This window comes from Variovorax sp. RCC_210, assembly GCF_041355175.1.
GTDB lineage: Bacteria > Pseudomonadota > Gammaproteobacteria > Burkholderiales > Burkholderiaceae_C > Variovorax.
Window position 1 is genome coordinate 51,911 of sequence record NZ_JBFUPJ010000017.1, and the last position, 12,952, is coordinate 64,862.

Annotated in this window: 11 protein-coding genes; 4 read left to right on the forward strand and 7 right to left on the reverse strand. The window is 71.1% G+C overall.

The features are described 5' to 3' along the window. Positions 1–10: 10 nt before the first annotated feature. Positions 11–1,084: a purine nucleoside permease gene (locus AB6807_RS33205; RefSeq protein ID WP_371087899.1), complete on the forward strand. Its 1,074-nt coding sequence runs from the start codon at positions 11–13 to the stop codon at positions 1,082–1,084. A 197-nt stretch (positions 1,085–1,281) separates the two neighbouring features. On the opposite strand, the gene AB6807_RS33210 is transcribed toward AB6807_RS33205, so the two are convergent. The 5 genes from AB6807_RS33210 to AB6807_RS33230 all read right to left on the reverse strand — a co-directional run bounded on the left by AB6807_RS33210 (position 1,282) and on the right by AB6807_RS33230 (position 6,042). After that, a complete protein-coding gene (locus AB6807_RS33210) occupies positions 1,282–1,965 on the reverse strand; it encodes a TIGR02117 family protein (protein ID WP_371087900.1) in 684 nt (227 codons plus the stop codon). A gap of 21 nt (positions 1,966–1,986) precedes the next feature. Further along, positions 1,987–3,225 carry a DNA polymerase IV gene (locus tag AB6807_RS33215; protein WP_371087901.1) on the reverse strand — a complete coding sequence of 413 codons (1,239 nt, stop codon included), beginning with the start codon at positions 3,223–3,225 and terminating at the stop codon, positions 1,987–1,989. Between the two features lie 65 nt (positions 3,226–3,290). Beyond that, positions 3,291–3,929 (reverse strand): YiiX family permuted papain-like enzyme, encoded by a 639-nt coding sequence (locus AB6807_RS33220; protein ID WP_371087902.1) that lies wholly within the window; start codon positions 3,927–3,929, stop codon positions 3,291–3,293. 31 nt (positions 3,930–3,960) lie between these two features. Next, positions 3,961–5,454 (reverse strand): TRAP transporter large permease subunit, encoded by a 1,494-nt coding sequence (locus AB6807_RS33225; RefSeq protein WP_371087903.1) that lies wholly within the window; start codon positions 5,452–5,454, stop codon positions 3,961–3,963. After that, positions 5,455–6,042 (reverse strand): C4-dicarboxylate ABC transporter substrate-binding protein, encoded by a 588-nt coding sequence (locus AB6807_RS33230; RefSeq protein ID WP_371087904.1) that lies wholly within the window; start codon positions 6,040–6,042, stop codon positions 5,455–5,457. It lies immediately after the preceding gene. Positions 6,043–6,138: 96 nt separating this feature from the next. Between AB6807_RS33230 and AB6807_RS33235 the strand changes: the two genes are divergently transcribed. Then, positions 6,139–6,702, forward strand: a complete 564-nt coding sequence (locus AB6807_RS33235; protein WP_371087905.1) for a putative glycolipid-binding domain-containing protein — start codon at positions 6,139–6,141, stop codon at positions 6,700–6,702. A 26-nt stretch (positions 6,703–6,728) separates the two neighbouring features. On the opposite strand, the gene AB6807_RS33240 is transcribed toward AB6807_RS33235, so the two are convergent. Continuing rightward, complete coding sequence (locus AB6807_RS33240; RefSeq protein ID WP_371087906.1) at positions 6,729–7,742, reverse strand: Bug family tripartite tricarboxylate transporter substrate binding protein; 1,014 nt, start codon at positions 7,740–7,742, stop codon at positions 6,729–6,731. Further along, positions 7,739–8,668, reverse strand: a complete 930-nt coding sequence (locus AB6807_RS33245; RefSeq protein ID WP_371087907.1) for a LysR substrate-binding domain-containing protein — start codon at positions 8,666–8,668, stop codon at positions 7,739–7,741. The genes AB6807_RS33240 and AB6807_RS33245 overlap by 4 nt, the downstream gene beginning before the upstream one ends. Positions 8,669–8,799: 131 nt before the next feature. On the opposite strand from AB6807_RS33245, the gene AB6807_RS33250 reads away from it, so the two are divergent. Together AB6807_RS33250 and AB6807_RS33255 are read left to right on the forward strand one after the other, a co-directional pair. Next, positions 8,800–11,538, forward strand: a complete 2,739-nt coding sequence (locus tag AB6807_RS33250) for a tannase/feruloyl esterase family alpha/beta hydrolase (RefSeq protein WP_371087908.1) — start codon at positions 8,800–8,802, stop codon at positions 11,536–11,538. Between the two features lie 41 nt (positions 11,539–11,579). Continuing rightward, a complete protein-coding gene (locus AB6807_RS33255) occupies positions 11,580–12,893 on the forward strand; it encodes an alpha/beta hydrolase family protein (RefSeq protein ID WP_371087980.1) in 1,314 nt (437 codons plus the stop codon). The last annotated feature ends 59 nt before the right edge of the window (positions 12,894–12,952 follow it).

Below are 12,952 nucleotides of genomic sequence, written 5' to 3' on the forward strand. Positions count from 1 at the left end.
CGAGTGCCCCATGACTTCTTTCTCGTCTTTCGCCTTCAACGCCCGCTGGCTGGCCGTGCCCGCCGCGGCGCTGCTCTTCACCGCGTGCGCGTCCACGTCCACGCCTACGTCCACACCGGTGGCTTCGGCACCTGCGGCAGCGCCCGCATCGGCCACGCCCGTGAAGGTCAAGGTCTTCGTCGCCGCCATGTTCGAAATCGGCCAGAACACCGGCGACCGCGCCGGCGAGTTCCAGCACTGGTACGAGCGCTACTGGAAGGGCGCCCGGCCCATCGCCGTGCCCGGCGCGCTGCAGCCCGTGTACTGCAACGCCGACGGCGTGTGCGGCGCGGTGCTGGGCATGGGCAAGGTCAACTCGTCGTCGTCGATGCAGGCCATCCTGCTGAACCCGCAGCTCGATTTCTCGCAGGCCTACTACGTCATCTCCGGCGTGGCCGGCACCCCGCCTTCGCGCGGCACCATCGGCGAGGTGAGCTGGGCCACCTGGCTGGTCGACTACGACCTCGGCCACCGCTGGGCCCCCGAAGAGAACAAGCCCGGCGAGCCCACCTTCATGCCGCGCAAGGGCTACGAGGACTACCGCCGGTTCAGGCTCAACCCCGACCTCGTCAGCTGGGCCATGAAGCTCTCGGGCAACACACCGCTCAAGGACTCCGAGTCGGCCCGCAAGTACCGCCTGCGCTACCCCGACGCCGCCGCGCGCCGCGCCCCCTTCGTGGGCACCGGCACGCACATGACCGGCGACACCTTCTTCCACGGCCCGGGCATGTCGAAGCAGGCGCAGTACATCGCCAAGCTCTACGGCGCGGACGACTACGTCATCACCGAGATGGAGGCCGCCGCCATCACCCTGGTCATCAAGCGCACCCACGGCACCGACCGCGTGATGAGCCTGCGCGGCGCGGTCAACTTCGACCAGGGCAGCCCGAAGGAAACCACGCTGCAGCACCTGGACCCTGCGCCGGGCGAGACGGCGGGCGGGTTTGCCGAGACGGTGGAGAACATCGAGCTTGTTGGCAGCCGGGTGGTGGACCACATCGTTTCGAATTGGCCGGTCTGGTCGGCGGGCGTGCCGAAGCCTTGAGCGTGTCTGGGGCGTTTGTCCAGGGCGTGTGAACAGGCCGCCGGGTACTTCCCTCCGCGAATGTCCCCCGGCCTGCGGCCTCCTCCTTGATTTCGCTGCGGGAAGCACCCGACGCCCTGTTCACCTGGGCACGCTGTGGGTTAACCGCGACGGCGTGATCGCGCCCTGAAAGCGCACCCCGAAAATGCCAACGAATCTCAAGGCGCAGCAGCGCGCAAGTGCCAGGTCACCGTGAAATCGAACGGCGTCCATCGGCCGACCGTGACACCCGACTGCCGCAGCCCGCGCCCGGTCCACGTGTTGCAGGTCTCGAAGAGGTTGTAGCCGCCGTTGGCCTCGTAGAAGGCGTCCTGGTTGTCGTAGTGCGCCCCAGCGATGGGCGTGGCCCGGCCCTGGGGCAGGGCGGCACGCACGTAGTCGACGAGTCGCGCGTACTGCGCCTGCGTCAGCGGCAGGGCGTAGGCACCACGCGCCAGCTGGCCGCGTTGCAGGTAGCTCACGTGCATCAGCGCCCGGTTGCCGCCCGACAGCGCCCCGAAGGCGCGCGACGCCGTCAGGTCGCCCCAGGTGGGCGTGTTCAGGTAGAACTCGCGGTCGCCCCAGCCGATGGCGACGAACTCGGCATCGGGCGGTGGCGCGCGAAAGTCCTTCAGCCGGAACACCTGCAACCAGTCGACCGTGGCAGAGCGGATGGGGAACACGTAGTCGGTGTGCACGCCGTTGCTGAGCACCCAGGCCTGTATTTCGGCGGGTGCTTCGGCGCTCGGCTTCGCATTCGCAGGCCACAGCACCAACGCGAAGGCCGTGGCCACGTAGAGCCCGAGCAGCGCCACCAAACCCAGCAGAGTGAAGGCGATGCGGCGCAGCCAGCGTTTGAACATGCAGTGACAGGTCAGGTCAGGTCAGAACAGCGAAGCCGTGGTGGCCTGAACCTGCGACGCCGCACGCGGCGCGCCCGCCGGTGCCAGCGCTTCCGCGCTGTCCGCCTTGGCCAGCGCGCCCACGCGCACGCCCAGCAGCCGCAGCGGGCGCTCCAGCGGCACGCGCTTCAGGCACTGGCCGCCGGTCTGGCGGATCGTCTTCGCGTCGGCCGTGAAGCGGTCGATGGTCTGGTCGCGCGTGGCGATCCTGAAGTCGTCGTAACGCAGCTTGATGCCGATGGTCTTGCCCACGTAGCCCTTGCGCCGCAGGTCTTCTGCCACCTTCTCGCACAGCTGCGTGAAGATCGCGCCCAGCTCCGCGCGGTCGCGCACCGCGTGCAGGTCGCGTTCGAAGGTGGTCTCGCGGCTCATGGACACCGGCTCGCTCTCGGTCACCACGGGCCGGTCGTCGCGGCCCCAGGCCACCTCGTGCATCCACGCGCCGGTGGCCTTGCCGAAGTTGGCGATGAGCCAGTCGCGCTCGTGCGCCGCCAGCTGGCCCACGGTCTCGATGCCGAAGCGCTTGAGCTTCTCGTCGGCCTTGGGGCCGATGCCGTTCACCTTGCGGCAGGGCAGCGGCCAGATGCGGCTTTGCAGGTCGTGCTCGTACACCACCGAGATGCCGTTGGGCTTCTCGAACTCGCTCGCCATCTTGGCAATGAGCTTGTTGGGCGCCACGCCGATGGAGCAGGTGAGGCCCGTGGCGTCGAGGATGGCCTTCTGCAGCAGCCGCGCCAGCGAGCGGCCGCCGTCGCGCTGGCCGCCGGGCACGTGGGTGAAGTCGATGTAGACCTCGTCCACGCCGCGGTCTTCCATGAGCGGCGCCACCTCGAGGATCACCTGCTTGAAGGCGCGCGAATAGCGCCGGTATTCGTCGAAGTCCACCGGCAGGATGATGGCCTGCGGACACAGCTTGGCGGCCTTCATGAGCCCCATGGCCGAGCCCACGCCGAACTGGCGCGCGGGGTAGGTGGCGGTGGTGATCACGCCGCGGCCGGTGTAGTCCTTCAGCCGGGGAAAGGCGTCGACGGGAATGTCGGCCAGCGTGCCGCCTTCGGGCAGGTCGCGAATGGCCTCGTCCACCCGCCGGCGGCCGCCGCCGATGACCACCGGCTCGCCCTTGAGCTGCGGGTAGCGCAGCAGTTCGACGGAGCCGTAGAAGGCGTCCATGTCGAGGTGCGCGATGCGGCGGATGGGGGGTGACGGCGTCGGGGAACTCACGGAAACAATTGTCTCCCGGCTCGGGCCGTTCTGCCCACGCGGGGGAATGCGCGGTGGCGCTGGTTTCAGCGTGTTTCCACGGTCTTCAGCAGCGGCGAGTCGAACATGGCCACGGGCGAGATCACGGGCTCGTCCATGGGCACCTTGTCGCCGTAGCGCTCGTGCATCTTGGCGCGCACGGCCGGGTCGGCCAGGTTGAACTCGCGGATCTTCTGCAGCTCGCCGATGCGCACGCCCAGCGCGCGCTGGTAAAGCTTCCACACCAGCTCGGAGCAGTAGATGCGCCCGTCCGACCACTCGAAGGTGAGGTCGTAGGGGCGGCCTTCGAAGTCGCTGGTCTTCGCATGCAGGCGCGCGACGGCGCCGGGTGTCAGCAGCGTGTCGGCATTGCGCAGCCGCTTCGCGACGTAGTGCCCGCCGTTGCCGCGCGCCGTCCATTGCGCCAGCGGCGTGTAGCGCACGGTCTGCACCGCCTCGAACACATAGGGCTTGCCGCCGCGCATCAGCACGATGCCCATGTGGCTGTAGCGCGAGCCGGTGGCGCGCTGCACGGCCACGCTCTGGGCGGAGCGCGAGGTGTGGAAGACGATGTCGCCGTCCTGCAGGGCGGCGGCGCGGGCGGTGCCGAGGTGCAAGGCGCACAGGAGCAGCGCGAACGTTGGAGGCAAGAGCAGCGCACACGCCGCGGGGAGCTTGAAGGTCATGTGGCGCGCATTGTGCGGCACGCCCCCGGGGCTATTTTTCGTCGGGCGGCGCGCTGCCGTCGGCCGCGTCCGGCGGTGCCATCTCGCGCATCAGCTTGTCCACCGCCTCGTCGCTCATCGGCTGGTCGGGCGCCAGCGCGGTGGGCGCGCCGCGCAGCCAGTGCGTGGTCGCGGGCACGGCCATCACCAGCGCCGTGACGCCGGCGAGCACACCCAGGTAGGGCGCGAGCGCACGCGCGATGCCGGCCAGCGGCGGGCGCGGCGCCACCTGCCCGCGCGCCAGCACCAGCGCGTAGCCGAAGGGCGGCAGCAGGAAGCCGGCCTGCAGCACCAGCAGCGTGAGCGTGGCGATCCAGGCCGCGTCGCCCAGCTGCGCGAGCACCGGCGGCATCACGATGGGCACGACCAGGAAGATCAGCTCGAAGGCATCGAGCACGAAGGCGCAGGCCAGCAGCACGGCCAGCACCGCCGCCAGGCCGAGCATCGGATGGCCCTGCAGCGACAGCATGAGCCGCGCCACGAGCCCGTCGGTGCCGAAGCCGCGCAGCAGCAGCGAGAAGGTGGTGGCCGCCGCCAGCAGCGCATAGAGCGCGCCGGTGAGCGCCATGGCGTCGTCCAGCACCTGCCACAGCACGGGGCGCGTGAGCTGGCGCGACACCGCGCCCCAGCCCAGCAGCAGCACGCAGGCGGTGGCCGCGCCCTCGACCGCGCGCACCCGGCCCAGCGTGACCAGCACCAGCAGCGCGCCGATCAGCAGGGGTACCAGCAGCACCGTCCAGCCCTCCGGGCGGGACAGCGGCTCCCGTGCCTCGGCCGGCACGCGCGGCCGGGGCTTGCGCCGCGCGCCCCACCACGCCACCGCGAGCCAGCCGAGCAGCAGCGCCGCGGCCGGCACCAGCGCGGCCTGCAGGATGTCTTGCGTATCGACGATGCGCTGGGCGGCGCTGGCGGAGGGGAGCGAGAGCGCGCGGGCCATGTTCACGCCCTCGGTGTGCGCGCGCAGCATGGCATCGCCCAGCAGCAGCAACACCAGCGAGGGCGGCACGATCACGCCCAGCGTGCTGGTCACGGCCACGAGCGCGGTGCGCTGCGCCGCGGGCAGGCCTTCGCGTGCCCAGCCCGTGCCGGCGGTGCGCGCCAGCGTCAGCAGGCTGGCGCCGACCGAGCCGTTCATGGGCGCCAGCATCAGCCCCAGCACCATGCCGGCCAGCTCGGGCGCGGCCCGCGGCGCCACCCGGGCCAGCAGCTTGCGCAGGCCCTGGTACAGGTGCCCGGCCAACGCCAGCCGGTTGAGCAGCGCGCCCACCAGCGCATAGAGCGCCAGCGCCTGCAGCAGGTCGTGCTCCAGCAGGCCGACGATGCGCCACGGCAGGTTCTGCAGCAGCGCGACATCGAAGGCGCCCAGCGCGAGCCCGGCCAGCGCGCCCAGCGTGCACACGCCCAGCAGCACGGCGTAGGTGGGCCAGCCGGTGGTCATCATCAGCGCCAGGGCCAGCGCGAGCAGGGCGAGTCCGGTCCAGGCCATCTACGGCCCGGGGCGTTCCGGTGGCTCGGGTTGCGCGGCGGGGCGCAGTTCCTGCCACAGGTCGAGCATGCCCTGCACCGCCAGCAGGCCGGCCAGCAGGAGCAGCGCGACCTTGATCATGAAATAGCCCGGGTCGAAGGTGTCGGGAAACAGCTCCAGCGCCATCACCGCGCGCACCACCGGCACGGTGGCCGTCTCGACCAGGAACAGCGCCCACGGCAGCACGCACAGCGCCGCGCCGATGCGGCGCAACCGCGCATGGCGCCCGGCGGTGTCGTCGGCCAGGTCCGGCCGCGCCACCAGGTGCGCGCCGCGGCGCCCCGCATGGCGCACCGCCACGGCCACGTACAGCGCGAACAGCCACTGCGCCAGGTCGTTGGCCTGCGTGGGCCCGCTGCCGGAATCGGCCAGGTCGCGCAGCGGCCACTGCGCGAACAGCAGCAGCGCGACGACGACGGCCAGCGGCATCGCCGCGCGGTCGATCCAGCCGAGCCAGCGCGGTGCCGGTGCGGGCCCGGATGACGGAGGTGGCGGTGGCGCAAGCTCGGTCGGCAGCACGGTTGCGGGGTTGTCTTCGGGAGGCGTCATTCGGCGCTGATCGTGTTCCGCGAACCTGACTCCCACCTGCGAAGGCGGCGGGTCATTGCTTGCGCACCGCCGCGTGCCGGTGCCATCATCCGCGCCATGCAAACCGTCGCCTCCATCCTCTGGCGCAGGCTCGACGCACCGGGTCACGACGCCTGCCGTCTCGAACGCAACGCCTCGGCCTGGCAGCTCGACGGCGCGGCCGTGTTCCGCCTGGAGGGCGGGCGCATCGGCCAGCTGCACTACCGCGTGCGCTGCGACCTGCACTGGCACACGCAATGGGGCACGGTGCGCGGCTGGCTGGGCGACGCGGCCATCGACCTGTCGATTGCCCGCGACGCGCGCGGCCACTGGAAGCTCAACGACGAGGCCGTGCCCGACCTGTCGCACTGCGTGGACCTCGACCTGGGCTTCACGCCCGCCACCAACCTGCTGCAGCTGCGCCGCCTCAACCTGGCGCAGGGCGAGGCCGCCGACGCGCCGGCGGCCTGGGTCGACATCGAAGGCGGCGGCGTGCTCAGCGAGCTGTCGCAGCGCTACCAGCGAACGGGCGAGGGCGAGTACGCCTACGAGGCGAAGCGCTTCGACTACGCGGCCACGCTGGGCGTGAGCGAAGACGGCTTCGTGCGGGACTATCCGCGGCTGTGGGTGGCCGAGGCGTAGCCACTCGGCCGCTGTCGTTCAGCCCCTCAATCGAACTGCGACCGGTCCCCGGCCACCAGCTCGCGGTTGCGTCGCCGGTCGATGGCGATCTCGTGCGCGAAGTCGTCCGTGCTGCCGCCGGCCGGCAGGTTGTACGCACCGCGCAGCCGCTCCAGCACTGCATCGCTTCGCAGCACGCGGTTGATCTCCGCATTCAGCCGCTGCACCACCGCCGCCGGCGTGCGGGCGGGCGCGAAGATGCCGAAGAGCGAGTCGCGGTTGGCCTTCTCGAAACCCAGCTCGGCCAGCGTGGGCACCGCCGGCAGTGCCTCGATGCGCGCGGGCGAGCCCACGGCCAGCGCCTGGAAGCGCCCGCCCTCGATGTACTGCAGCTGCTGCGCCGCCACGTTGGTCGACAGCACCTCGAACTGCCCGCTGAGCGCATCGTTGAGCTGTGGCCCGCCGCCCTGGTAGGGAATGTGGGTGATGTCGGTGCGGCTTTGCATGCGCACCTGCGCCAGCACCATGTGGCCGATGGTGGCCACGCCCGAGCTGGCCCAGCGCATCGCGCCCGGATGCTGGCGCGCCTGCGCGATGAGCTCGCCGAAGCCGCGGCCGGTGAATGCGGGCGTGCCCACCACCAGCACCGGCGTGCGCATCACGCTGGCCACGGGCAGCACGCCGCGCAGCGGGTCGTAGGGCACGCGCGCCAGCAACGGATGCAGCGTGAGCGGGCTGATGGCCGAGAACGCCAGCGTGCGGCCGTCGGGCGCGGCGCGCGAGAGGGCGTCCATGCCCAGGCTGCCGCCGGCGCCGGGCCGGTTCTCGATGAGCACCGGCGCGCCCAGCGCCTGCGCCAGCGGCTCCGCCAGCACGCGCGCCATGCCGTCGCTCACGCCGCCGGGCGGGTACACCACGATCAGCCGCACCGAGCGGTTCGCGCCCAGCGCCGGCGCGGCGCGCAGCAGCAGCGGCACGGCGCAGGCCGCTGCTGCTGCTGCTGCTGCTGTGGCTGCAGGTGCGGCGAGTTGAATGAAACGGCGACGCCGAAGCAGGCTCATGACCCCGGATTCTCGATCGCAAGCCGGCGCAGCAGTGCAGCGAAGTGCTGCGCGGGCAGGTTGTCTTCCTCGGCGCGCGACACCAGCGTGAGCGGCGCGTCGAGCTGTCCACCGTCGGCCAGCCGCGCGTAGGCAATGGCATGCGCGTGCACGCCGGTCATCGAGGCCGGCACCACCGACAGGCCCACGCCGGCGGCCACGAGGTTCAGGTTGGTCATCATGCGGTCGACTTCGGCCACCACGCGCGGGCGCAGGCCCTTGGCGTGGCACAGCGCGAGCAGGTCGGCGTACAGGCCGGGCGCGCCGGGGCGGCGCACGAGGATGATGCCTTCCTCGCACAGCTTCGCCAGCGCGAGCGGGCGGGACGCCTTGCCCCGCGCGCCATTCGCCGGCGCAAAACGGTGGTCGCTGGGCATGGCCACCCACACCGGCTCGCGCAGCAGCGTCTCGAACACCAGCCCTTCGGGCCGCGCCACCGGCACGCGCAGCAGGCCGCAATGCAGGCGGCCGGCGGCCAGCGCCTCGGTGAGCTCGGCGGCGTTGTCCTCGCGAAGCTGCAGCTCCACCGACGGGTAGTCGCGGCGAAAGGCGCGCAGCGCCTGGGGCATGAAGCGGTGCGCCGCGGCCGAGCTGGTGAAGCCCACGGCCAGCGTGCCCGACTGGCCGGTGGCCACGCGCGCCATGCGCTGCTTCATGGCGTCCATGTCCTGCAGCATGCGCAGCGCCTCGGCCTGGAACAGGCGGCCCGCGTCGGTGAGCGCCACGCCGCGCGGATGCCGGCGAAACAGCAGCACGCCCAGCTCGCGTTCCAACGCCTTGACCTGCTGGCTCAGCGGCGGCTGCTGGATGCCCAGCTGCTCGGCCGCGCGCGTCATGTGGCCGGTTTCGGCCACGGCGGCGAAGTACCTCAGTGCACGGATGTCCATGTGTCTCTCATATTTTTTTCGTATCGGAAGTGCCTTGTTATTTTATTTGACCCTAAGTCACTCGTGAATCTATCGTCCGGCCGCCCATTCAAAAAAGCAGCCCGCCGAGGCTGCCTGCCGGAGACAAATTCATGCGCATACAGCGCCCCGCACCCAGGTTTCGTGTCGTTCTTGGCGCCATCGGCGTCTCGCTGGTCCTTGCCGCCTGTGGCGGCGGCGGTGGGGGAGGGGGAGGCGGTGCCGGCTTCTTCCTGCCGACCTCGCCAGCCACGGGCGGCAACACGCCCCCCGACGTGAATCCGCCTGCCGACGATCCGCCGGACAACGTGTCGCCCCCGCCTGTGCTGCCGGTGCTGCCCGTCGTGTCCTGCGCCGACCTCGCCGGCAAGAGCCTGCCCGCCTCGGCCATCAGCCTGCCCACGCAGGGCGCCACCGTCACCAGCGCCACGCCCGTGGCCGCGGGCGACGTGGGGAACACGCTGGGCGACTACTGCCGCGTGCGCGGCACCATCCAGCCGGTGGACCCCGCGTCGCAGTCCATCAACTTCGCGGTGAACCTGCCCGAGCAGTGGAACCAGAAGACCATTCACTTCGGCGGCGGCGGCTTCGACGGCGTGCTCATCGACGGCACCGAGGTCATCCGCTTCGGCCCCGCCGGCAAGCCCGCGCCGCTGGCGCTGGGCTATGCCACCTACGGCGACGACTCGGGCCACCAGTCGGGCAGCATCACCGACGGCCGGTTCGCGGCCAACGACGAGCAGCTGGCCAACTACGGCGGCCAGTCGCTCAAGAAGACGCGCGACGTGGCGCAGGCGCTGGTGTTCGCGCGCTACGCGGTCAAGCCGAAGCACGCCTACTTCCTGGGCACTTCCACCGGCGGGCGCGACGCGCTCAGCTACATCCAGCGCTGGCCGCTGGACTACGACGGCGTGATCGCCAACGAGCCCGCGCTCAACTACACCGGCACGCGGCTGTCGAACGTGGCGGTGGGGCGCGCGCTGTACGGCAACGGCGCCGTCGGCTGGCTAAGCCTGGCCAAGACGCTGCTGGTGCAGAAGACCGCCATGGACGCCTGCGACAAGCTCGACGGCGCGGCCGACCGCATCGTGAGCAACGTGGAAAGCTGCCGCCAGCTGAACACGCAGATCCTGGCCTCGCTGGCCTGCCCCGGCGGGCTGGACACGGGCCCCACCTGCCTGTCGAAGGAGCAGCTGGACACCGTGCGCGCCATCGAGAACCCGCTGGACTTCACGAACTACGCGCTGGCCAACGGCGTGAAGCGCGCGGGCGGCTACAACATCCTCGAAGGCACGCTGGTGGCCGGCCCGTTCACCACGCGCGACCTTGGCACCAAGGCCACCACGCGGGACGCCAACGTGTTCGTCACCGGCGACCAGTGGATGAAGTACTTCGTGACACGCAATGCTGCCTTTGACTCGGTCAGCTTCGACCCGCTCAACCCGGCTGCCGACCAGGCCGCGCGCGTGGCCGCGGTGTCGAACCTCACCGACGCGACCGACCCCAACCTGGCGCCGTTCTTCGACCGAGGCGGCCGGCTCATCATGCTGCACGGCCTGGCCGACGAGGTGATCAGCAACAACTCGACCATCGACTACTACAAGCAGGTGGTCGCCACGCTGGGCCAGCCCGCGGTGGACAAGGGCATGCGCTTCTACACCGTGCCCGGCATGGGCCACGGCACCGGCAGCTTCATTCCCAACTGGGACTCGCTGGCCGCGCTCGAAGGCTGGGTCGAAGGCGGGCTCGCGCCGGCCACCGGCATCGCGGTCGACGCGGTGGCCGGCACCTACGGCCGCACGCGCCCGCTGTGCCGCTTTCCGGCATGGCCCAAGTACCGCGGCAGCGGCAGCCTGGACGCGGCCGTCAACTACAACTGCGTGACCGAGGTCGGCAACCCGCTGGCCTGCCCGAACCTGCCCGCGTTGCTCACCAGCTACAAGGGTGGCGACAGCTTCGGCGAAGAACTGCGCGTGCAGATCGACCCGGCCACCATGGCCTACACCGTGACCATCGACGCGAGCCTGCAGCGCGCGGCCGGCACGCAACGCACCGGCACGCTGATTGCCGAGGGCAACTGCAGCTACACGAGCGCCGAGAGCGGCGCGGTGTTCAGCTTCGGGGCCGGCGGCGTGCTGTCGGGCGGCGTGAACGCACCCAGCGGCGGCGGCTTCGCGCCCCTGGTGGCGTTCCAGAACACCTTCTCGGCGGCTCCGGTGTCGGGCGATTTCAAGTCGATCGCCAACATCTTCAACGCCGTGGGCGTTCAGCAGGGCACGGGCGGCACCAGCGCGCAGATGCTGGCGGTGCGGCTGCGCAACGCAGGCACCTTCCAGTACTGCCGCGACCCGGTCTCGAGCGGCTTCATGGTGTACGACGCGAACTGCACGCAGACCGAGAAGGGCTACGCCGCCTACAACACCTTGCGCGCATCGTTCGACGTGTTCACCACCTCGCCCACGGGCACCGCCGTGACCACCGGCGGCACGCTCAGCGGCTCGATGGTGATCGGCATGGTCAACGGCGTGGCCGTGCCGATGCACCTGGTGCGCGAGTCGGCCACCAACGCGGGGCTGCGCGTGTTCGGCCTGCAGCAGGGCCTGGTGCCGGGCGTGGCGGACGGCAGCTACGCGCTGGCCAGTGTCAAGGGCGAGAACCACGATGCGACCGTGAGCGGCAACGGTTTCAATCTGGGCGGCGCGGCCGCGACGTTGAGCTACGACACGCCGGTGCCGGGCGTGGCGCAGGCCGACGCCGGCCGCCCGGGCAGCCTCATCTTCAACAGCGGCGTTCTCGCCTTCGTCTCCTCCGATGGAGCGAACGCAGCGCTGGAACTCGGAGTACGACATTGAAAAAAACACTCTGCGGCCTCGCGGCCTTCGCCGCGCTGGGCATGGCGCCATTGCTGTCCGCGCACGCGGCGCCCGGCGCGCCGAAGCCGGCGGCCTGCCCGTCGCCCGTGCCGGACACCGCGCGCTGCTACACCGGTGAAGACGGCACTGGCGCGCTCTACTGGATCGCGATTCCGAAGGACTGGAACCGCGGCGTGCTCGTCATGCACGCGCACGGCGGCCCCGAGACCGGGCCGCCCAAGCTCGAACGCAGCGAGGAAGACCTCAAGCGCTGGGCCGTCACCGTGAAGGCCGGCTACGCCTGGGCCGCCTCCACCTACCGGCGCGGCGGCTACGGCGTGACCATGGCGGCCGAAGACACCGAGCGGCTGCGCCAGCTCTTCGTGCGCCAATTCGGCCAGCCGCAGCGCACGCTGCTGCATGGGCAGAGCTACGGCGCGGGCGTGGCGGCCAAAGCGGCGGAGCTGTATGCGCCGGCCGGCGGCGCGGACAAGCCCAGGAGCCCCTACGACGGGTTGATGCTCACCAGCGGCGTGCTCGGCGGCGGCAACAGCGCCTACGACTTCCGGCTCGACCTGCGCGTGGTGTACCAGTACGTGTGCCGCAACCATCCGCGCGCCGACGAACCGCAATACCCGCTGTGGATGGGCCTGCCGCTGGACGCCACGCTCACGCGCGCCGACCTTGCCGCGCGCGTGAAGGCGTGCACCGGCGTCGGCCTGCCCGCCGCGCAGCGCACGCCCGAGCAGGCCGCGCACCTGAAGACGATTCTTTCGGTCGTGAAGATCCAGGAGCGCTCCCTGCTCGGCCACCTCACCTGGGCCACCTGGTTGTTCCAGGACCTGGTGCAGAAGCGGCTCGGCGGGCGCAACCCCTTTGGCAACATCGGCGTGGTGTACAGCGGCTCGGCCGACGACGCCGCGCTGAACGCCGGCGTGCTGCGTTACGCGGCCGACCCGCAGGCCAAGGGCGCGCTCGCGGCCGACAGCCAGCCCACCGGGCGCACCGCGCTGCCCACCGTGGGCCTGCACGCCATCGACGACCCGACCGCCTTCGTGGAGCTGGAGCATTCGTACCGCCGCATCCGCGACGCGGCCGGCACCGGCGACCTGCTGGTGCAGAGCTTCAGCAACGAGCGCGAGCACAGCTACCTGAGCGACTCCGAATACCCCGCGCTCTTCGCCGCGCTGCTCGACTGGATCGACAAGGGCGACAAGCCCACGCCCGAAGGCCTCGCGCAGCGTTGCAAGGCGCTGGCGCCGCGCTATGACACCGACGGCAAGAACGGCTGCCACATCCAGCCCGCGTGGCAACCGCCCGCGCTGGAAAGCCGCGTGCCGGCGCGCGCACCTTGAGGGCGTGCCCGCGCGCGCCTAACTGACTTTCACCATTTCCTTTTCAAGACCTACGGAGA

Bases quoted from the DNA above. Each gene is read 5' to 3' on its own strand.
- AB6807_RS33205 (WP_371087899.1), top strand. From the start codon at position 11: ATGACTTCTTTCTCGTCTTTCGCCTTCAACGCCCGCTGGCTGGCCGTG.
- AB6807_RS33210 (WP_371087900.1), bottom strand. From the start codon at position 1,965: ATGTTCAAACGCTGGCTGCGCCGCATCGCCTTCACTCTGCTGGGTTTG.
- AB6807_RS33220 (WP_371087902.1), bottom strand. From the start codon at position 3,929: ATGACCTTCAAGCTCCCCGCGGCGTGTGCGCTGCTCTTGCCTCCAACG.
- AB6807_RS33225 (WP_371087903.1), bottom strand. From the start codon at position 5,454: ATGGCCTGGACCGGACTCGCCCTGCTCGCGCTGGCCCTGGCGCTGATG.
- AB6807_RS33230 (WP_371087904.1), bottom strand. From the start codon at position 6,042: ATGACGCCTCCCGAAGACAACCCCGCAACCGTGCTGCCGACCGAGCTT.
- AB6807_RS33235 (WP_371087905.1), top strand. From the start codon at position 6,139: ATGCAAACCGTCGCCTCCATCCTCTGGCGCAGGCTCGACGCACCGGGT.
- AB6807_RS33240 (WP_371087906.1), bottom strand. From the start codon at position 7,742: ATGAGCCTGCTTCGGCGTCGCCGTTTCATTCAACTCGCCGCACCTGCA.
- AB6807_RS33245 (WP_371087907.1), bottom strand. From the start codon at position 8,668: ATGGACATCCGTGCACTGAGGTACTTCGCCGCCGTGGCCGAAACCGGC.
- AB6807_RS33250 (WP_371087908.1), top strand. From the start codon at position 8,800: ATGCGCATACAGCGCCCCGCACCCAGGTTTCGTGTCGTTCTTGGCGCC.
- AB6807_RS33255 (WP_371087980.1), top strand. From the start codon at position 11,580: ATGGCGCCATTGCTGTCCGCGCACGCGGCGCCCGGCGCGCCGAAGCCG.